Below are 19,632 nucleotides of genomic sequence, written 5' to 3' on the forward strand. Positions count from 1 at the left end.
GCTGCTCCAGTAATATCCCAGGTAATGCCTAAAGCTGAGGTGGTCGAACCTCCTCCTTTGCAGAGAAGGATTCCCAGCAGCGGACCACTAAGCATTTTAGATCCGGAGAAACTGGTAACTTACCTTTCTAGTTTGACGCTGATTGAAAGCAAACTGGAAGCGGTTAAATGGATCTTGGAGGCATGGAATGTGGATCCAGAAGAAATGCAGGGTTTGAGTGAGGCAGATTTGGAAATGATCCAGGAGGACCACAAACTATCTTCATTCGAAGTGAACGGCACTCTGGAACGCTTGAAAAGCCTGAACTACCCGGCATTCCTTGAAATTGCTTTACCGAACGCACAAGGAACAAAGTACCTGGCACTGGTTTCCATAAATGGAGATTCAGGAGTGTTTGGTTCGGTGGATAAAATAGAAATGCCGCTTTCTATTATAGATTCCCTTTGGACGCGAAAAGCTATTATTCTTTGGAAAGATTATGAAAATTTACCGGAGATTCTTAGCGCGGGTTATAGGGGTAAGGAAGCGATATGGCTGCAAAAAAATCTCAGGCTCCTGGGTTTTTTCCAGGGAAGGGAGGCACTGTTATATGGACCTAAAACCATTCGGGCGGTAAAGGAACTCCAACGCAACAATAGCATCAAAGATGACGGAGTCTTTAATACTGACAGTAAATTACTTTTGTATAACTTGCTGCAGATTTATTCTACTCCGAAACTGGTTGCCCAATAATTCTTCCTACTACTTGTTGAAAGCGTAATACGATGAGTACAATTTTAGAGACGCTGAAAAAGCTGGAAGAAGACAAAAGGCTGCTTGAAAAAGATCTGGATTTGAAGGATCTGGTTCTTCAGGATGATCCTAAACAACGGGCAATACAGCAAGTTTCCTGGAACAAATCAATTCTGATGGGGTTGGGGCTGGCAGGAGTCATCGTTCTTGCCATGATAGCTTCAGGGCGATCTTCTTCTGAGAATGATGTGGTTCAAGTTTCCCAGGCACCCACTGTACAAAAAAAGGCACCAGCTAAAAGAAAAAGTTCCGGGCAGACTATCGGAATTCCATTGTCCAACATCCCGGAACGTCATTTGCGATTTGAAGAAAAAGTCACCCAAACTCTACCACCTGTCACAAAGGAACCTGTTCTCAAAAATTCCCAACCTGTTGAAGTGCCTGAACCGTTGGAAATCAACGAGATTCGTGACATGATTCAAACCGCCACTTCTAAAGCGAACCAGCCTGAACCCTATTCTGAAACATTGATTTCCAGAGGTGTTTCAATCCCCAACCTTAAGGTAAAAGGCATAATCTTTTTTTCTTCAGGTAGTCCATCCAATCATATCTTTGTTTCAACGCCGGAAAGTAAAAACCGCAAGATCCGACTCGGAGAATCTGTTCAATCGGCGACTCTCACGAATATTGAACCAAATCGTGTCGTTTTTTCCTACCGGGGCGAACTGGTCCAGCTTCGTATCGGCGAATGACTCGCTAGTGAGAGAGTCATATTGCAAGATCCTTAATGGCTAATAACAGGCATTGCGGCAGGAAAAGGTTTTTTTATTTTCCGAAGGTTATGGGTGCGCGAGTTCAATCAATTTGTCGATAGTTTGCTTAATGGCTTTAATATGGTTTGTCGTGGATGGCATGCTATCCCGTTCAGGTTCTTCATCTTCCAGTGAAATGACACCGGGGCCGATGTAATTGCAGTAAAATGCTCCAAGAGGACGAAACATTTGTCCTTCTTCAGAGTTAACGACCACCATCGTTACCTCGTTATCGAGATAAACTTCAAACGTCCCACCCTTCTCAACTGAGTGATCCTTGCAATAATCGATAATTCTTTCTACATTATCGGGAGCAAGTGCTTTATAAACGGTATGCAACAAGCTTCTCCTGTTAAAATTTATTTCAGGGATTTTAACAGATTTTCAGTTTATCCGCCGATGGCGATAGAATATCGTGGTTAGGAAAACCTGATCGCTTTCTGAAATTTTTTGTTTTCGAGAGGTCATTAATTAAGGTGAAATTATGAGTGACAAGTTGACAGAAATTCTTGAAAGTATGCGCAAGCTGGAGCACCAATTGATTCAAGAGCTTCAAAAGGGGGAAGAAGAGTTTTTTTACACGGTTCACCGTAAGCGGGTAAAGTTTGAACGAGAGGTAAAAAACCAGCACCGCCTACTGGCAAAACGTATCCGTCAATATTTACGGGATGCCAGGATTGCAACCATTCTTACGGCACCGGTGATCTGGTCCTGTCTGTTTCCCGCAATTTTTATGGATATGGTAGTTTCTTTTTATCAGGCAATCTGTTTTCCCATATATGGAATCCCGAAAGTTGATCGCAAAGATTATATTGTTATTGACCGCCACTACCTTAGTTATCTTAATGGGCTGGAAAAAATGAACTGATTCTATTGTGGATACTTTAATGGTTTAATCGCCTATGTTCAGGAAATAGCGGCCAGGACTGAACAATACTTTTGTCCGATCAAGCATGCTCGAAAAACCCGGTTTGTGCACGGCAGATATTCTAAGTTTCTCAGTTATGGAGATGGTGTAAATTATCGAAAAAACATTGAATCGGTACGGAGAGCTTTTGACGATTTAAAATAAACCACGCCTCGTAGGGGTTGACTTTTTCTACCTAATTTTGATACACCCAGAAGCCATGTATTTTCAAGACATCATTATTAGTTTGCAAAACTATTGGTCAAATAAGGGGTGCGCCCTTCATCAGCCCTATGATATTGAAGTGGGTGCGGGAACATTTAATCCCTGTACTTTTTTCAGGGTGCTGGGTCCGGAACCCTACAACGCAGCGTATGTTGAACCTTCACGCAGACCCACTGATGGAAGGTATGGGGAAAACCCAAACCGCCTTCAACATTATTACCAGTTTCAGGTCATCTTAAAGCCATCCCCTGAAGACGTGCAGGACCTTTATCTGGAAAGCCTGACTTCCCTGGGCGTAGATCCGATGCAGCACGATATACGTTTTGTCGAGGACGATTGGGAGTCCCCCACTCTTGGTGCCTGGGGATTGGGCTGGGAAGTCTGGCTGAATGGTATGGAGATCACCCAGTTCACTTATTTTCAGCAGGTGGGAGGCGTAGACCTGAAACCCGTCACAGCTGAATTAACGTATGGGCTGGAACGTATTGCCATGTATCTGCAGGATGTGGATAACGTTTATGACCTCAAATGGAATAAAAGCGTTTTATATGGCGATGTTCATCTGGAAACTGAAAAACAGTTCTCGCGATATAACTTTGAAGCCTCTGGAAAGGAACGATTGTTTCAATGGTTCGATATGTATGAGGCGGAAGCCAAAGACTTGCTTGAAAAGGAACTGGTACTACCCGCATACGATTATACTTTAAAATGTTCTCATGCCTTTAATCAGTTGGATGCGAGGGGAGCCATAAGTGTTACAGAGAGGACAGGATTTATTGGTCGGGTGAGAAACCTGGCACGTCTATGTGCTGAGGGTTACGTTATGCAGAGGGAAGCAATGGAGTTTCCTTTGCTGAAAAAACAGGACAATTTACAGGCCTGAAGGGTTTAACTACCGGACCATTTATCGATTTGCGTACGTATAGTGTTGGCTTCAGGATCATTAATTTCTTCATATATTTTTAAAGCTTCTACTCCCTGGCTGATCGCCATCGAAAAATTTCCGGATTTTGCCAACCCTTGACTCCACATCCATAATACTTTCCCGCCCATCGGGCGGTCTTTAATTTTTTTCGATAAGTTCAGGGCTTCTTCCAGATATGCAAAAGATTGGTCTTCGCTCTGGTTTTGTATGTGGATTTCAGCTAATTGAATTAGTATATCTCCTTCTGCTTCCAGGTTTTTTTCTTTGCGAATGGCCTCCAGTCCTTTCAGGAGAGTCTTTAACGCGCTGGAAACATCGCCTGTCTTTACAGTTGCATCAGCAGTCAGCTTAAACAGTTCTGGCTTGAGAGGGTGATTTGGAACCTTTTGGCAAAGGTTCAGTGCGAGTTCAAGGTTTTGAAGCGCTTTTCCCGATTCATCTGTTTTCATATAAGATATGCCGAGACTATGGAATAGTGCAAGGGCAAGGGCTTTATCTTCATTTACCGAAATCATTTCCATTGCTTTTTCGCCTACATGAGCGGCCTTGTTGAATTCCTGGTTTTGCGCACAGGCTTTGGTCAACTGAGCTAAAAGTTTAAACTCTTCTACATCGTTGCCACTGTCAAGCAACTCTATGCTTTCCTCAAGATAGTTGATAGTAAGTGCGTGGTTATTTCCCTGCAGGTTCAGTCTGATCAAATGCTGTAGAGCGGTTCTTTGTCCTTCATCATCGCCTTCTTTTTTGCACAACGTGACTGCATTTTGCAGGATGTTGGTGGCCTCTTGAACTTTGCCTGACAAGACATATTGCGACCCCAGGCTCAGGAGATGTTTTCGTTCCGCTTCTTTATCTTCAAGTTGCTTCGCTGATGTGAGGGCAGCCTCAAACCACTGAATACATTCTGATGGAGACAGGCGTTTGCTGATCAACGTTGCCCCGTTTTCAATGTAGGCACTGCAAATTTGCGCGGCTTCTTTATCTTTTTTGGAATATTTTTTGCTCCATTCCATACCTGCTTTTATATTTTCAATTTCCATGTCAAACAACCGGAAACCCTTTACAGCTTCTTTGCCGCCCTTCTCTATATGGTTATGAGTGTTTTCAAGCACATTCATAAACTCGGTAGCTAGACGTTTCTCAGTCATATTCCTTTCACCCGGACCCAGCAAGGGTTTTACAAAGCTTTTGACCAAATTATGGAGATAATAGCGGGCAGTATTGGGGTTGTATTGGACGAGACCATATTTTTCCAACCCGGTTAGTGAAAGGCCTTTGGGATCTTCACAAATAAAAGAAACGGCATTTGCTGTGAAAGAAGCTGGAAAAACTGAGAGTCTTTTGAGAACCTGGGCGGTTTGATCGGGCAGCATATTGTAGCTGAGGCTGATAGCAGCCCTGATACCCGTTATGAAATCACTCTTTTCGTTATCTCCAAAACTTTTGCGGACCTCCACAAACCTTTTTGTGAAGTAATCAGGAGTCATTGAGGAATTGATGGTATAAAGTTTCCCAACGAGTTCCAGTGCCATAGGAAGTCCCTTACATATAAAAGAAACTTCCTTGATCGTTGGACTGATTTTAGGAGCCCACCGGGTTAATAAAGTATGGGACTCCAAAGTTTCCATTGGTTCAAGTTCAATTGCGACTATTTTAGTAATTTTGACAGGCTTCCGTGAAGTCACAATCATTACCCAGGAGTTAGGAGGAGCCAGAGCCTTGACCTGCTTGGTTTCTGACACGTTATCCAATATTAAAATTCCCTTTTGTGATTTCAAGACAACTCTGTACAATTTTGCCAGTTTTTTATTGTCGGAAGGTAAGGGTTGGGTTGGGTGATATCTTAAAATGATCCGCCGCATAATATCTTCTGCGGAAGGCGGATCCTTGCGGTCTCCCTGCATGTCCATGAACAGGCAGTTGTTGGTAAATTGCGGTGAGTACTTATTTATTAAGCTTATGGCCAGGCATGTTTTTCCAACACCGGGGTGTCCGCTGATCCCGATTATTATTGGTCTGGTTGTGGTTCTTGCCATAATTTTAGTCTGCGTTTCTTTGCGGCCTGTGAAAAATGCCGGCTCAGAGGGAGGATGAAACAGGTTAGAACCTTTGATATTAATTTCAGCAGTTTTTAGGTTCTTATTGCTGGACTCAGGATTTTTATCCTCGACATCTTCAGAGACTGGAGAAGTATTACCTGGGTCAGGGGCCTTCTTTTTTTACCTGAAGAACCAGAAGAATCTTTAATAAAAACTTTACCCAGTATTGCCAGAAAGACAATGACTATAATGAGGGAAATGATTGTGGTCATGAATCAACCCGGTCAGTGGGTGTAGGTTATTGAAATATATCAATTAAGCTATATTTACATAAAATTACACAACATTGAATTTTTTTCTACACATGTAATGTCCTCTGATTCCATAAGGGGTCTTCTTACCCGTGGTTGACTTTGTAGATATTTATTCGATAATACCTGTTTTTCTGAAGTCATTAATCATTTGTTGCCATTGCTAAGATAAGATATGCCCGAGCTTTTTATAGAAATTGGATCTGAGGAAATTCCTGCTGGTTATGTTCAGCCAGCCCTTGAATATATGGGGGAAGAATTAGCGTCTTTTTTTGGTCGCAACCGGATTAAGGCCGAGGCACCTCAGATTATGGGTACTCCAAGGAGGCTGGTTGTATCCGTAACAGGAGTGGACCCCTTGCAGGAAGACTCCGTGGATATTTTTCATGGTCCCAATGTTTCTGTTGCCTTCGATGAAAAAGGTGAACCGACCAAAGCGGCCATCGGGTTTGCCCGGGGTAAAGGTCTGGATGTCTCAGATTTAACCCGCGAGACCACTTCTAAAGGAGAAGTTGTCTGTGCCCGTGTCGAGAAAAAAGGTCGCCCAACCCGGGAACATCTCAACGAATTCCTGCCTCAATTTATTGGCAACATTCCTTTCCCAAAAAAAATGCGTTGGGCCAGCAAAGCAAGTCCTTTTGCACGTCCTTTGCATTGGATAACAGCATTGTTTGATGAAAAGCCCTTGCAATTCAGTTTTGATGGTATTGAGAGTGGTGATTTATCGCTGGGCCACAGGTTTTTGAAACCCGGTCAGTTTAAGGTGAGTAACTTATCCTCCTACATTGAGCAAAGTGCTAACCATTTTTTGATGGTCGATCCTGAATTAAGGAAACAAAAAATCCTTGAGCAGGTTCAAAACCTTGCAGAGAAAGCAGGAGGACTGGTGGAAAATGATCCGGATTTATTGGATAGCGTTAATTTTCTTGTGGAGTATCCGGTAGCAATCCGGGGAGATTTTGATTCCAGTTTTCTGGATCTTCCAAAGGAACTGTTGGTGATGACTATGAAGTATCACCAGAAGTACTTTCATGTCTCAGATGAAAAGGGTGGTTTGCTGCCCTGCTTTATTACGATCAGCAATATGCCCGAAAGCCCTCAAATAAAAAGTGGTAACGAGAGGGTATTGAGGGCCCGCCTGGAAGACGCACGGTTTTTTTATGATGAGGATAAAAAGAAAAAACTGGATGATTTCGTCGATCCATTAAAGGGCGTTGTGTTCCAGAAAAAACTGGGGACACTATATGAAAAAATGGAAAGGATATGCGGCCTGGCTGAAACTTTGGCGAAGCAAACTGATTCAAAAAACAGCTTGGAAGAAGTCAAGAGAGCCGCTCGTTTGTGCAAGGCGGATTTGGTGACTCTGATGGTTTATGAATTTCCTGAATTGCAGGGAATAATGGGCGGGTATTATGCAGCCCATTCTGGTGAGACAGCTGCCGTGGCAACAGCGATCAAAGAACATTATCGTCCGGCTTTTTCCGGAGATGCTCCTCCTGACAGTGATTTGGGGGCGGTGGTCGCGGTGGCAGATAAACTCGATACTATCTTAGGTTGTATCGGTGTGGGTTTGATACCCAGTGGTTCTGAAGATCCCTATGCCCTGAGGCGGAACGCGTTAGGCATCATCCAGATTTTTCTGAATAGGGGTTGGCAGGTCTCTTTAGAAACTCTTATCGAAGATGGCTTGGGCTTGATGGAATCTAAACTGAAGCTTGAACCCGAGGCTATCAAAAAACATGTGATGGACTTGTTTTCTCAGAGATACAAATCTCAATTGAATGCTGAAGGGTTTCCACATGATGCGATTGATTGTGTGTTATCTACAGGATTGGATTCAATTGTTGATATTGAAGCAAAGGTCGCCGCCTTTTCTGACCTGAAGAAGCAGCCTTATTTTGAGCCATTGGCGATAGCTTTTCGTAGGGTGGTGAGTATCCTCAATGAAGATGCTGAGGGTGATGTGGACCCGGGATTGTTAAATGAGCCGGCTGAAAAAAAGTTATTTGAGGCTTTTTTGAAAATTCGACAACCGGTATTTCAGTATACTCAAAACAGGGATTTCCGCCAGGCATTGGAAAAAATTGCCGAAATAAAGCCTGCTGTGGATGAATTCTTCGATGAAGTAATGGTTATGGTTGAAGATGTTTCGTTACGCAATAACCGCTTGCACCTTCTGTATCAGATTTCCACTCTTTTTTCAGAGCTGGCTGATTTTTCTCGAATCATTTTGAAAAAAGGTTGAAAACTTTACTGCCATCAGATAGGCTAGCGCACTCCATTTATACATTGTTTAACCCATACTTTGAGAGGGTTTAAAGCTAGGTTTTTTATGGTGCAAAAGAAATATGTGTACTCCTTTGGTGATGAAAATACCGAAGGTAAGGCAGAGATGAGAAACCTCCTCGGAGGAAAAGGTGCCAACCTTGCCGAAATGGCTTCCCTGGGGATACAAGTCCCCCCGGGATTTACCATAAGCACAGAAGCCTGTGTTTACTATTTCCAACACAAAAATAAGTTTCCCGCTAAATTGTGGGATCAAATTCTTTCCCGTTTGGGAGATCTTGAAAAGTCGCTAGGCAAAAAGTTTGGGGATCCTGTCAACCCTCTTCTTGTTTCAGTGCGTTCGGGCGCGCGTGTTTCCATGCCGGGGATGATGGACACCGTCTTGAACCTGGGGCTGAACGATGCAACGGTGCGTGGCTTGGCCAAAAGCACCAAGAACGAGTGGTTTGCTTATGACTCATACCGTCGTTTCATCTCTATGTTCGGGAATGTCGTTTTGGGGATTCCTGGTGAACGGTTTGAGCATATTTTGACGAAGAAAAAATTAAAACGAAAAATTGAGTTTGATACGGAATTCACCATTCAGGAATTAAAAGCTCTTATACGACAATTCAAGTCCCTTGTGGTCCGAGTGACAGGGGAAGATTTCTTAGAAGACCCCATGCAGCAATTGCACAAGGCAGTGGAGGCTGTTTTCAATTCGTGGAATACAGAGCGGGCCCGGACATATAGAAGGTTGAATGGCATACCCCATGAGTGGGGAACAGCAGTTACAGTACAGTCTATGGTATTCGGCAATATGGGAGATACTTCTGCTACAGGGGTTGCGTTCACCCGTAATCCGGCGACTGGAGAAAAGAAATTTTATGGCGAGTACATGATCAATGCTCAAGGTGAGGATGTTGTTGCAGGAATCCGGACGCCCAATTCAATAGATATGCTTGCAGAAGATATGCCGGATGTGTATCAGGACCTGGTAAAGGTTTACCAGAAACTGGAAAACCACTATAAGGATATGCAGGACCTTGAGTTCACCATTGAGAACCAGAGACTGTTTCTACTTCAAACAAGAGCTGGGAAACGAACGGCTGCTTCGGCAATCAAAGTTGCGATTGATATGGTGAACGAGGGGCTGATAAGTAAACGGGAAGCTTTGATGCGTGTTCCAGCAAACCAATTAGATCAAATCTTTCATCCCATGATTTCTCCAAAGGCGAAATTGAAATTGCTGGGAAAAGGTTTGGGGGCTTCGCCAGGCGCAGCCGCTGGAAAGATTGTATTCACCCCTGAACGGGCCCAGGAACTGGCCGAGAAAAAAGAAAAGGTGATTCTTGTTCGTATGGAGACCTCACCGGAAGATATTCACGGGATGAGTGTTTCGCAGGGGATACTAACCGCCAAAGGAGGTATGACTTCACATGCCGCAGTGGTGGCCCGGGCGATGGGCAAACCTTGTGTGTCTGGAGTTAATAATCTGGATGTTAATGTTAAAAGAAAAAAATGTACATTGGGCGGTATTCAGCTTAAGGAACTCGACTCAATAACTCTGGATGGAACGACAGGCCAGGTGATTGAAGGGGCTATTCCTTTAATTCAATCACGTTTGACCAGTAATTTTACCAGAATGATGACCTGGGCGGGTGAAGTTCGGGCACTTCAGATCCGGGCCAATGCGGATACCCCCCATGATGCACTGATGGCAAGAGACTTTGGTGCGCAGGGGATTGGATTGTGCCGAACGGAGCACATGTTTTTCGATGAAGAGCGGATATTCCTGGTTCGCAAAATGATCGTAGCCGATGATGCAAAAGTCCGGGACGAGGCCTTAAAGAAACTTCTTCCCATCCAGCGTGCTGATTTTGCTGAAATCTTTAAAGTGATGAGTGGGCTTCCGGTTACAATTCGTTTGTTGGATCCCCCTTTACATGAATTCCTTCCAAATTCTAAAGCTGAAGTTAAAAACCTGGCCAAAGAAATGAAAATTTCGCCGACAGCTTTGACGAAGAAAATTGAAACGTTAAAGGAAGTCAACCCCATGCTCGGACATCGTGGGTGTCGGCTTGGAATCACTTTCCCGGATATTTATATAATGCAGGTTCGGGCCATTGTAGAAGCCGCTTGCAGGCAGACCAAGAAAGGTATCAAAGTTTTTCCAGAAATAATGGTGCCGCTTGTGGCGCATGTGAATGAATTCAAAGTTGTCAAAGAGCTTATTGTTGAAGTGGCTGAAGATGCAATTGAAAAAGCAGGGGTGGATCTCGATTATAAAATAGGCACTATGATTGAGTTACCTCGAGCGGCTATGACAGCGGATGAGATAGCTGTTGAGGCAGATTTCTTTTCCTTCGGAACCAATGACTTGACACAGACTGCATTCGGGCTCAGCCGGGATGATGCTGGAAGCTTTCTGAACCAATACCTTGATAAAGGTTTGCTCACTAATGATCCTTTTGTATCGGTAGACCAGGAAGGTGTGGGTCAATTGGTAGATAGTGCGGTTAAGAAGGGAAAACAAGTAAAGCCCAATATTCATTTGGGAGTGTGCGGAGAACATGGAGGAGATCCCGCATCGATAAACTTTTTTAATACATTAGATCTAGACTATGTTAGTTGCTCTCCCTATCGGGTTCCCACTGCCATACTTGCTGCTGCCCAGGCTGTTATCCAGGAAGACAGCTAGGAGCCGGGTCTGAATCTGTGAAAAAGGTTGACTTCGTTTTTGCCGCTCAAGATAATAAAAATTCTGCAAATCTAAAAGCTGGACGCATTTTTTTGGGCGGTCAGTTCCATTTAAAATAACCTGTTGCCTGAAAAGGTACTCCTTTTTGGAGGTTAGGAATGAATATAGCGTTAACCGGGATCACCGGAATGGTGGGTTCCCATCTTATTAAAAAAATTGTTGAGGAAACCCCGGAGGGTTCTACTTACAATGTCAGGGCTCTGATTCGTGAAGGTAGTGTGGTCGAGCATCTGAAAACTTTTGAAGATGTTGATTATATAATCGGAAGTTTGGAGGATCGCGAATCCCTGGCAAAACTTGTGAACGATGCGGATGTTCTTGTTCATCTTGCCCATTTCCCGGGTCCGGTTCAGGCTGTTGATGAGCTGGTAAAGGTAAACGTCAACGGCTCCTTTGATCTGCTGGAAGAGGCAAAAAAGGCAAAAGTCAAACAGGTGGTGTTTATGAGTTCTTGCACCGTCTTCGGGCAAATTCTTCCTACAGTGGATCAGGAACATCCGCTTGATGAATCACACCCTGTTTGGCCGAGTAGCCTTTATGGTTCTATCAAATCTTCAATTGAGGGATTTTGCCATTATTACTACAAGAGCCGGGCATTTGATTTAACGATTCTCAGGCCGGTCACTATGTACGGGGTGCGTCCTCAGATTGACAAGTCAGAATGGTTTCAAACAATCGACTATCTTGCCACAAACTACAATGTAGACCTTAAAGGCAGCACCAAATATGTTTCCGTAGATTCGGTGGTGCAGGCCATACAGAAGGTCATGGGAAATCCAGATGCCTCGGGAAAAACCTATCATCTTGTTGATGGACATATCCATAATCTTGATCTGGGTAAGTTGATTGCGGAAACCATCGATTCTTTTGGCGAGTGCGAAGGCGTATTGGGAGAAGATGGAGTGCCGATGTCTAACCAGGCGGCTAAAGACCTTGGAGTGGAGTTTCCGGGGCAAACCAGAATTGTCGAATATATCAAGCTCATCCATAAACTTCAGGGTGAATATGGTGGTGAACGAAACATTCAAAACTGGTAGAGGAGCAGCACGTGTCATCACTCACATCTGAAAAATTCATAGACAGATTGATTCAGGAAAACTTTAGCTTCTTCACAGGAGTTCCCTGTTCATTGTTATCGGGTTTGATCTCACAACTGGAACAAGAGGAGGTCAAATACATTCCGGCAGTGCGTGAAGATGCGGCGGTTGGGTTGTGTACAGGGGCTTACCTTGCAGGTTCAATGCCTGTTTTACTGATGCAGAACTCAGGTCTGGGTTATTCTCTCAATGCGTTCACTTCTCTTAATCTGATTTACAAAATTCCTGTTTTAGTGATCGCGAGCTGGAGAGGTCAAGGCGGTAAAGATGCTCCTGAACACATTATCATGGGAGACATAGACCAAAAACTTCTGGAAACAGCAGGAATGGCCTATTCAATATTGAAGCCAGAAAATTTAGACCAGATTATGGAAACCGCCATGAGAAAAATCAACGAGGAAAAACTTCCCTATACACTTATTGTCGAGAAAGGTTTGTTTGATGAAAGGCACTGAAGCATTTCAGGAGTTGTTGCCGCTATTGAAGGACGAGCCTGTTGTGCATGCTAACGGATACATTTGCCGGGAATCGTTTTCGTTAAAAGACCGGGAAGAAAACTTTTACATGATTGGTTCCATGGGGTTGGCATCTTCAATAGGTCTGGGTGTGGCATTATGCCAACCGGAACGTAAAGTGATTGTGCTGGATGGAGACGGCAACGTTTTAATGGCAATGGGTACGCTTGCAATGATAGCGGCCGAGGCTCCCAAAAACCTTGTACATGTTGTGGTCGATAATGAGGTCTATGAGTCCACGGGTAAGCAACGCTCTATTTCGAATGCGGTTCCTCTTGAGCAAGTTGCCAAAAGCGCAGGGTACAGGCAGGCTGTAAAGGTTGATAAAAGAGAAGAAATTAAACCAGCTTTTGAAAAGCTTATGGACTGCGAAGGACCCGTTTTTCTTTTGATCAAGGTAGAACCCTGTTTTAACCCTAAAACAGGGCGTGTGACACACACACCTGAAGAGATCACCGAACGCTTTATGAATTCGTTGCGGCGTTAGGAGATTTGCGCGTAGCGGTGTGTTCCAAATGTATTAACCCACTATTTTGTCAGGCAAGAAGATCTACAGAGCCACCTGAAGAGGACTCGGGGTTGACCGTATTGCCACCACCTGCGTCAGCAGTTTGATTAACCGGTGGAATAGGACTCGTTTGAGCTTCTTCGGTATTTGTCCCCTGAGGCTGAATGGATGTGGATGATGCGCGAGCGTCTTTGTTTCCCTCGCTGGTTTCCGTTGTTTGTTTTTGAGCGGCAGCAAAATTTCCCAGGCTTGAAACTTCCATGGCACTTCTCCTTATTATTAAGAAATCCGGTTATTAATTCGGCGCAAACCTATTCCGTTATGTCGTTGATTCCTTCCCGAATAGCGTCTTTCAATTGTATTTCCTCTTCAGATGGCACCGACTTCGTTACCTTTTGGGTCTTGGAGTCAATGACCTGAAGAACAACATTGTTATCGTCGGTCACGGATAACTTTCTTTGTTCGCTATTCGTTCTACCTTGACTTGCATCTGCTAAAGCCCTTGATTGAGCCGACAATTCTACAGAGTCCTCGGCCACTTTTGGAGTGGGCGTAGCTTTAGACCCCGAGTTTGAAGGCTCAGTTTGCTGTTTGGGAGCAGGCGCTTTCGGATTTCCCGTTGAATGTACCGCTTGGGTATCCATGTGCTTTCCTCTTGCTTCGTGGTTAATGATAACCTTTAAGTATATATCTTATAATTAGTTACCAGGCTCTCCCCATCATCTGGCCGATTTTTACCTGGTACGCGCACTCTTCTTAACGGCAGCAATATAATTAACTTTAGAAAAAGTTTACATGATCACATCGAAATCTTTATTTTTTTGAAAAGAGGAAGGTTTTACCCTTGATAAGGTTTGAATTAAAATGTTTTACCGGTTATGATACCGGCCTGTAAAATTATTGAAAATAAAGTGGTTTGGGCAATTTCCCCTTGAATTTAAGGTGGCGGAAATGCCGTTTATAGTGGAATGAAAGAATTTCGAAAAATTTTTAAATATGCCAGGCCGTACGCAAAAAGCCTTATTTTTGCATTTTTTTGCCTGGCTTTAACATCGTTGATCAATCTCGTATTGCCTTTGATTGTCCGCAATATGATCAACGCTGTAGTTGTATTAAAAAACAGTGGGATGCTCGATAGCCTGGCCTGGGATTTAATCATTATCATAGGCCTTCAAGCTGCGTTTGCAGTCACACATAACTATATTTTTGGTTTTGTAGGTCACAGAATGACCACGGATTTTCGTGTTGAATTTTTTTCCCATATTCAATCCTTATCGCTACGTTTTTTCCAGGAGCGACGGGTGGGAGAAATTTTGTCCCGCATGAGTAACGATATATCGGTGATAGAAAATGCGCTTGTGACCATTCCCGTTGCGCTGTTACGCCAAAGCATCACTTTACTTGGAGCTATGGCCATCATTCTGTATCTGAATTGGAAATTGACAGGTCTCATATTGCTGGTACTGCCTCCCCTGATGATTTTTGCCCGGATTTTTGGACGTAGGTTAAAAATGTTTTCAGCAAAGCTCCAGGATCAGGTGGCGCAGGCTGTGGTTGTTCTTGAAGAAGTGATATCGTCTATCAAGGTCGTCAAATCATTTACCAGAGAACCCTATGAACGGGCCCGTTTTCAGGGGAAGATTGAAACAGCTTTTGAAAGAGCTGTGGATAAGCTCAAGGTCTCATCATTTTTTGGTCCGTTTATCCTGGGGCTTACGTTTTTGGTTTCCACTTTGCTTATCTGGTATGGCGGGTATCAGGTGATGAATGGGGCAACGACTCCGGGTGAACTGGCCGCTTTCTTTTTATATGCCCTGATCATTGCCGGGCCAATTGGAACTTTCATAAGACTCTATACACAAATCCAGGAAGCCTCGGGTGCTATTCGCAGAGTTTATGAAATCCTCGATACTCAACCGCTGATTCAGGACCCCGATCAACCTGTGCCAATTGATGAGTTGGATGGACGTATTCAATTCGAAAATGTTTCGTTTGGTTACCGTGATACCGCGGAAGTGATTCATGATGTCAGTTTTGATGTGCTTCCAGGACAAACTGCTGCCCTGGTTGGGCCCAGTGGAGCGGGCAAATCAACACTCATTAAGCTCTTGTTTCGTTTCTTTGACCCGTCTTCGGGTGCCATCTACCTCGATCAGAACAACATCCGAATGTTGGAGAGGAACAGCTTCCTCCGCCAGATAGCATTGGTCCCTCAGGAAACTCTTCTGTTTGGGGGAACAGTAAGAGAAAATATTCTTTATGGAAAACTTGATGCGTCAGAGGAGGAACTTATAGAGGCCGCTCAAAAAGCCAATGCGCATGAATTCATAATGAATATGGAAAAGGGTTATGACACCGTTGTTGGAGAAAAAGGAACCAAGCTTTCCGGCGGTGAAAGGCAGAGAATAGCCATTGCCAGGGCCATCTTGAAAGATCCGAAAATTCTGGTTCTGGATGAGGCAACTTCATCTTTAGATAATAGATCAGAATCTCTCATTCAGGACGCCCTGGATACACTGATGAAAAACCGTACTACTTTCATCATTGCACACAGGCTCAGCACAATCCACAAAGCGGACCAAATCATTGTTCTGGATAAAGGAAGGATTGTTGAATCAGGGCAACACGAAGACCTTATGAGCCTCAAAGGCTTATACTACAACCTGTATACTTTGAAAATGCTTGACCCTGCAACGCATGAAGGAGTCGATATATAATTCAGAACATCAGCTAAATTGAATTCTGAAAAATGTTTTGCAGGAGCTATTCCCCCGGATCAGCACCGATTAAAAACCCAACCAAATGTGCTTTTTTCTCTGAGTCTCCATTGTAATAGGTGCGAACCAGTTTCTGGATCAACTCATTTAATGCAGGGTCTTCACCATAAGTTTCCATGGCTTCATTGACACTGGCTTCTTCCCCACCAGAAGAGTTTTGAGACTTTACTATTGGACCTTTTCCAGTTAGAAGCCAAATTATATTCAGGTCCGTGTGTTGGTAAAGTTTTGCAATCGTGTCTGCTGAAGGCAAAGATTTGTTATTCTCAATATCCGATAAAGAACCTTGAGAAATTTTTATTAGCTTTGCCAATTCAAAAGATTTGAGGGGTAACGATTTTCTCCACTGACGGAGGCGGGAACCTAAAAACTTAGCTGTCCCTGATTTTATATCTTGCATGTTGTGTATACCGAACTATGATTGATAATGCTGCTAATATCCTTAAATAACAAAAGCTCCGAAAATCGACGTTTCAGGTTTCTGAATCACAAATGAAACGGTGAACTCATGCAACCTATAAAACTTTAAGAGCTTAATTCCCTGGGTTCTAGAATAAAACCAGCTTTGAGAGGGGAAGCAAAGGGTTACAAAATATAAGGTTACCTTATTTTCCAAAACCTATTGTTTTATAAAAGTCTCCCAAATAAATCGGAATTATCGGATTATTGCAATCAGTTACTCTTACAATAAATCGGTGTAAATGTTTTTACACCAGAGTCATTTAAAATACTACACTAAATTAGGTAGTTTTTAGTCATTATACCTAAAAGTCAAGCGGTATAAAAGAGTTTTTAGGCAAAAGGAATTGAAAAAAACCTATGCTTTCCTGAAAGACGTAGTTATCTACCAGATATTTATATAGGTAGGGGGCATAATGGGAGAGTCGTCTTTTTTCATCTCCGTCAATTGCTATATCAATATAAATAACTACCCTTGGGGGTTGGTCCGTTAGAGTCTGCACCAGTTCCTTTTCTTTTGCCTCCTCCAGCATACCTGGCAAAATCCATTCATATGGGGTCGGGTTGATCCGATCAGAGAGAAAATAAAAAATAGGATTTAGAGGCAGGGATAAAATGGCATCTCCTTTTTTTGAGTACAGGTTAATTTTATCAACGACCTGTTTGACCCATTTAGCCTCTGCAGGATTGGTAAAGACATCAACTTTATCTATAGAAAGACGGGTGGTCTCCAGTTTCATGGCACCTATGCTGCCGGCATAAAATCCATGATGGGTGTTCATCTCAAAATAAAATAAAAAGGGAAGAAAAACTGTAAGGAGGTTCAGGGGCAAGTTTGAAATAAAACTCTTTTGGTTAACAGGTCCTTTAAAAGTTAAAACCCTCTTTCTGGCTCGATACAATAGATAACAGAATAATAAATAGAACGGAGGCAGAGTTCTAAGTAGATTGTCAAAGCCAGCCCGCCAAATTACCAGACCAAAAGCGCAAACCCCAAATAGAAGAATGGCAACAACTGTCAGACTATCAATATTAAACGACTCTTTTTTCAAAGTGAGTTGATAGATAAGAAGGGTCACAACAAGGCCATAAGTAACAATTGGCAGATAGAACAACATCCTTTCAAACATTTGATGGTAGCCCTCTTCCTTGAGAACTGTGAGGAATGGGAAAATTTCTGGAAATGGGTTTCCCCATACTTCATGAGCATCAACGACCATTTTGAAAACTTTTGTCAAATAGCCCTGTCCCGAATAGGTTGCGATTGCAACAACCAGGAGAAAAAGTCCACCTGTCAGATAATAGTTCTTGCTGGATGCGTTCGCCTTTTCAGAAAGCATACTCACACTCAAATGTTTTTGACCAAACATCAATGCCATGATTGAAAGACTTATTAACATTGAAAAAAGAGCCACTTCAAATTTGAAAAAGGCGCTTAAAATAATTCCCATACCCAAACCCGTTAAAGAGGCCAGGTTTTTTTTGTATAAAAAGTTTGTAATGAGATATAGATTCAAAACGACAAAGAAGGTGAAAAACCGGTTGTAGTACATGGATGGGGCAGAAAGCATGCACAAGGCTGCCAGCAGGGCAAATCCGGCTGGCATGATTTTTTTCCCGATGGAATAAACCATTAAAATCATGGGTGGGGTTATAAGAAGCACACCAATACGCAGACTTTGGATCTCTACACCGAATAGTTTGAAGAATAACATTCCATACCAATAACGTCCGGGGAGATAGCCATTGGGATTAAAGTCGATCAGAGCTTTTTCCCCGTTAAGGGTTCTTAAGGTTCCATTGGCATATCCCCCTTCGTCCCAAACGTTCAATCCGTATTTTGAAAAAGACCAGAAATAGGCCAATAGCCCCAGATAAAGAAGGGAAACCCTTCCCCATCTTTTTGCCATTGTAGAGGTATGGTTGGCATTTAAGGTTGATGCGTTATTCATGGATCATTCTTTGAAATATTCCCGCATCTCCTGAGCGAGTTTGTGATTTTCTTGAAGAATATCTTCTAAATCAAGATCGGTATTTTCTGAAGTCCGCAACCTTTTCTTAACCTTAAAGATTCGAGCCAGGGATTGGTCGATTGTACTTTGTTGAATGAGCCCTCTTTCGATATCCTGGATCATGGCATTTTGCAGGATATTTACTTTTTCGAGATCATGACAAATGAGGAAGAGGTCGATACCAGCATTAGTCCCCAATAAAGGGATGGATTCGGGTTTGTCCTGGATAGCCTTCATTTCAAGATCGTCAGACATGACCAGCCCTTCAAAACCAAGAGACTTTCTCAGTACATCTATCAAAATAGTAGGGGAAAAAGTGGCAGGTTGTTTTTCATCCCAGGCTGGATAGATCACATGTGCAGTCATTAGAACCTCGAGACCTTGCTTGATTGCGCGAGCGAAAGGAGGCAGTTCAATTTCCTCCAATGAATTGCGCGCTCTTTCAACCCGGGGAAGAGTGAGATGGGAGTCTTGTGAAGTGTCTCCATGCCCGGGAAAATGTTTGCCTACAGGAATGACCCCGGCATCATAAAACCCACGGATCAACTCGGTTCCCAATCGAGCTACTTTTTCGGTGTCACTATCCAGAGCTCGATGTCCAATAATTGGGTTTGCGGGATTCGAATGAACATCGAGAACAGGAGCGTAATCCATATTAACCCCTACTGCTCGTAATTCTTTCCCCATGCCAAGTCCGAATCTGTAAGCCAGGTCATTCGAATCAGCTTGACCCAGGCACGACATGGGAGGAAACCGGGTTAATGGTGACCCCAGTCGAGCAACTCTGCCCCCCTCCTGATCGACTGAAATGAAAAGAGGAGGAACTTCGGGAATTTGAGCTGTCAGCGATTGGAGGTCTTCGATTAATTGTCGTAATTGATCGGGGTTTTTATAGTTACGTTCGAACAGAATCAATCCGCCAATACCCTGCTTAACGATCAGTTCTTCGGTACGGGAGTTGAGGGAGGTTCCCTCAAATCCGGATACAATCATTTGGCCTGTTTGTAGTTTCAGCGAAAGCAAATGGAGGTGGTTTTGATGAACAGGGTTTGCAATTTTGGTATGCCGGCATCGTTGCCCAGTTTAGCATCCGTATGTTACCATAACTTATCAACTTGAAACCAACGCTGAATTTTCAGGGTTCTTCATAATTTTTTTATCCAATTGAGACTTCGTTTTATATGTCACGCAGAGTGGTGGTCACCGGTCTCGGAGCGGTCAGCCCGAACGGTATAGGATTAAAATCTTTTTGGGAAAACACTTGTCAAGGCATCAGCGGCATTGACC

Annotated in this window: 17 protein-coding genes and 1 pseudogene; 11 read left to right on the top strand and 7 right to left on the bottom strand. The window is 43.3% G+C overall.

Annotation, left to right across the window (positions count from 1 at the left end; genetic code table 11):
- Nucleotides 1-24: 24 nt before the first annotated feature.
- Nucleotides 25-732 carry a hypothetical protein gene (locus F3741_00570; GenBank protein ID MZG29295.1) on the top strand — a complete coding sequence of 236 codons (708 nt, stop codon included), beginning with the start codon at nucleotides 25-27 and terminating at the stop codon, nucleotides 730-732.
- Nucleotides 733-764: 32 nt separating this feature from the next.
- Entirely contained in the window at nucleotides 765-1,484 is a 720-nt protein-coding gene (locus F3741_00575; protein MZG29296.1) for a hypothetical protein, read from the top strand.
- A gap of 87 nt (nucleotides 1,485-1,571) precedes the next feature.
- Here the strand turns inward: F3741_00575 and F3741_00580 are convergent, their stop codons facing one another.
- Nucleotides 1,572-1,883: a hypothetical protein gene (locus F3741_00580; protein MZG29297.1), complete on the bottom strand. Its 312-nt coding sequence runs from the start codon at nucleotides 1,881-1,883 to the stop codon at nucleotides 1,572-1,574.
- Between the two features lie 145 nt (nucleotides 1,884-2,028).
- Here F3741_00580 and F3741_00585 point away from each other — a divergent pair.
- A pseudogene (locus tag F3741_00585) lies at nucleotides 2,029-2,616 on the top strand (hypothetical protein).
- A 55-nt stretch (nucleotides 2,617-2,671) separates the two neighbouring features.
- The gene (locus F3741_00590) at nucleotides 2,672-3,559 is read left to right on the top strand and encodes a glycine--tRNA ligase subunit alpha (GenBank protein MZG29298.1); all 888 of its coding nucleotides are present in this window, start codon (nucleotides 2,672-2,674) and stop codon (nucleotides 3,557-3,559) included.
- Between the two features lie 5 nt (nucleotides 3,560-3,564).
- On the opposite strand, the gene F3741_00595 is transcribed toward F3741_00590, so the two are convergent.
- Nucleotides 3,565-5,637 carry a hypothetical protein gene (locus F3741_00595; GenBank protein MZG29299.1) on the bottom strand — a complete coding sequence of 691 codons (2,073 nt, stop codon included), beginning with the start codon at nucleotides 5,635-5,637 and terminating at the stop codon, nucleotides 3,565-3,567.
- Between the two features lie 489 nt (nucleotides 5,638-6,126).
- On the opposite strand from F3741_00595, the gene F3741_00600 reads away from it, so the two are divergent.
- The 5 genes from F3741_00600 (at nucleotide 6,127) to F3741_00620 (ending at nucleotide 13,076) form a co-directional block, all read left to right on the top strand.
- Nucleotides 6,127-8,196, top strand: coding sequence for a glycine--tRNA ligase subunit beta (locus tag F3741_00600; protein MZG29300.1), 2,070 nt, complete (start codon nucleotides 6,127-6,129; stop codon nucleotides 8,194-8,196).
- A gap of 87 nt (nucleotides 8,197-8,283) precedes the next feature.
- A complete protein-coding gene (locus tag F3741_00605) occupies nucleotides 8,284-10,917 on the top strand; it encodes a pyruvate, phosphate dikinase (GenBank protein MZG29301.1) in 2,634 nt (877 codons plus the stop codon).
- Nucleotides 10,918-11,075: 158 nt separating this feature from the next.
- Complete coding sequence (locus F3741_00610; protein ID MZG29302.1) at nucleotides 11,076-12,014, top strand: NAD(P)-dependent oxidoreductase; 939 nt, start codon at nucleotides 11,076-11,078, stop codon at nucleotides 12,012-12,014.
- Between the two features lie 11 nt (nucleotides 12,015-12,025).
- Complete coding sequence (locus F3741_00615; protein ID MZG29303.1) at nucleotides 12,026-12,529, top strand: sulfopyruvate decarboxylase subunit alpha; 504 nt, start codon at nucleotides 12,026-12,028, stop codon at nucleotides 12,527-12,529.
- Entirely contained in the window at nucleotides 12,516-13,076 is a 561-nt protein-coding gene (locus tag F3741_00620; GenBank protein ID MZG29304.1) for a sulfopyruvate decarboxylase subunit beta, read from the top strand. Before F3741_00615 ends, F3741_00620 begins: the two co-directional genes overlap by 14 nt.
- A 49-nt stretch (nucleotides 13,077-13,125) precedes the next feature.
- Here F3741_00620 and F3741_00625 read toward each other — a convergent pair whose 3' ends face one another.
- Both F3741_00625 and F3741_00630 read right to left on the bottom strand, forming a co-directional pair.
- Entirely contained in the window at nucleotides 13,126-13,359 is a 234-nt protein-coding gene (locus F3741_00625) for a hypothetical protein (protein ID MZG29305.1), read from the bottom strand.
- A gap of 49 nt (nucleotides 13,360-13,408) precedes the next feature.
- Nucleotides 13,409-13,741, bottom strand: a complete 333-nt coding sequence (locus F3741_00630) for a hypothetical protein (protein MZG29306.1) — start codon at nucleotides 13,739-13,741, stop codon at nucleotides 13,409-13,411.
- Between the two features lie 324 nt (nucleotides 13,742-14,065).
- On the opposite strand from F3741_00630, the gene F3741_00635 reads away from it, so the two are divergent.
- Nucleotides 14,066-15,814, top strand: a complete 1,749-nt coding sequence (locus F3741_00635; protein ID MZG29307.1) for an ABC transporter ATP-binding protein — start codon at nucleotides 14,066-14,068, stop codon at nucleotides 15,812-15,814.
- Between the two features lie 46 nt (nucleotides 15,815-15,860).
- Here the strand turns inward: F3741_00635 and F3741_00640 are convergent, their stop codons facing one another.
- From F3741_00640 to nagZ, 3 genes are all read right to left on the bottom strand, one after another.
- Entirely contained in the window at nucleotides 15,861-16,274 is a 414-nt protein-coding gene (locus tag F3741_00640; GenBank protein MZG29308.1) for a helix-turn-helix domain-containing protein, read from the bottom strand.
- A gap of 364 nt (nucleotides 16,275-16,638) precedes the next feature.
- The gene (locus F3741_00645; protein ID MZG29309.1) at nucleotides 16,639-18,243 is read right to left on the bottom strand and encodes a hypothetical protein; all 1,605 of its coding nucleotides are present in this window, start codon (nucleotides 18,241-18,243) and stop codon (nucleotides 16,639-16,641) included.
- A 45-nt stretch (nucleotides 18,244-18,288) separates the two neighbouring features.
- Entirely contained in the window at nucleotides 18,289-19,338 is a 1,050-nt protein-coding gene (nagZ, locus tag F3741_00650) for a beta-N-acetylhexosaminidase (protein MZG29310.1), read from the bottom strand.
- A 188-nt stretch (nucleotides 19,339-19,526) separates the two neighbouring features.
- On the opposite strand from nagZ, the gene F3741_00655 reads away from it, so the two are divergent.
- Nucleotides 19,527-19,632: hypothetical protein (locus F3741_00655; GenBank protein MZG29311.1), on the top strand; the 106-nt coding region annotated here is incomplete at its 3' end.

Source organism: Nitrospinota bacterium, assembly GCA_009873635.1.
Lineage (GTDB): Bacteria > Nitrospinota > Nitrospinia > Nitrospinales > VA-1 > LS-NOB.

What these genes read in the sequence shown, in the direction of transcription:
- nagZ (MZG29310.1), bottom strand. Translation starts at nt 19,338, where the DNA reads ATGATTGTATCCGGATTTGAGGGAACCTCCCTCAACTCCCGTACCGAA.
- F3741_00590 (MZG29298.1), top strand. Translation starts at nt 2,672, where the DNA reads ATGTATTTTCAAGACATCATTATTAGTTTGCAAAACTATTGGTCAAAT.
- F3741_00645 (MZG29309.1), bottom strand. Translation starts at nt 18,243, where the DNA reads ATGGCAAAAAGATGGGGAAGGGTTTCCCTTCTTTATCTGGGGCTATTG.
- F3741_00575 (MZG29296.1), top strand. Translation starts at nt 765, where the DNA reads ATGAGTACAATTTTAGAGACGCTGAAAAAGCTGGAAGAAGACAAAAGG.
- F3741_00640 (MZG29308.1), bottom strand. Translation starts at nt 16,274, where the DNA reads ATGCAAGATATAAAATCAGGGACAGCTAAGTTTTTAGGTTCCCGCCTC.
- F3741_00620 (MZG29304.1), top strand. Translation starts at nt 12,516, where the DNA reads ATGAAAGGCACTGAAGCATTTCAGGAGTTGTTGCCGCTATTGAAGGAC.
- F3741_00630 (MZG29306.1), bottom strand. Translation starts at nt 13,741, where the DNA reads ATGGATACCCAAGCGGTACATTCAACGGGAAATCCGAAAGCGCCTGCT.
- F3741_00600 (MZG29300.1), top strand. Translation starts at nt 6,127, where the DNA reads ATGCCCGAGCTTTTTATAGAAATTGGATCTGAGGAAATTCCTGCTGGT.
- F3741_00635 (MZG29307.1), top strand. Translation starts at nt 14,066, where the DNA reads ATGAAAGAATTTCGAAAAATTTTTAAATATGCCAGGCCGTACGCAAAA.
- F3741_00625 (MZG29305.1), bottom strand. Translation starts at nt 13,359, where the DNA reads ATGGAAGTTTCAAGCCTGGGAAATTTTGCTGCCGCTCAAAAACAAACA.
- F3741_00595 (MZG29299.1), bottom strand. Translation starts at nt 5,637, where the DNA reads ATGGCAAGAACCACAACCAGACCAATAATAATCGGGATCAGCGGACAC.
- F3741_00605 (MZG29301.1), top strand. Translation starts at nt 8,284, where the DNA reads ATGGTGCAAAAGAAATATGTGTACTCCTTTGGTGATGAAAATACCGAA.
- F3741_00570 (MZG29295.1), top strand. Translation starts at nt 25, where the DNA reads ATGCCTAAAGCTGAGGTGGTCGAACCTCCTCCTTTGCAGAGAAGGATT.
- F3741_00610 (MZG29302.1), top strand. Translation starts at nt 11,076, where the DNA reads ATGAATATAGCGTTAACCGGGATCACCGGAATGGTGGGTTCCCATCTT.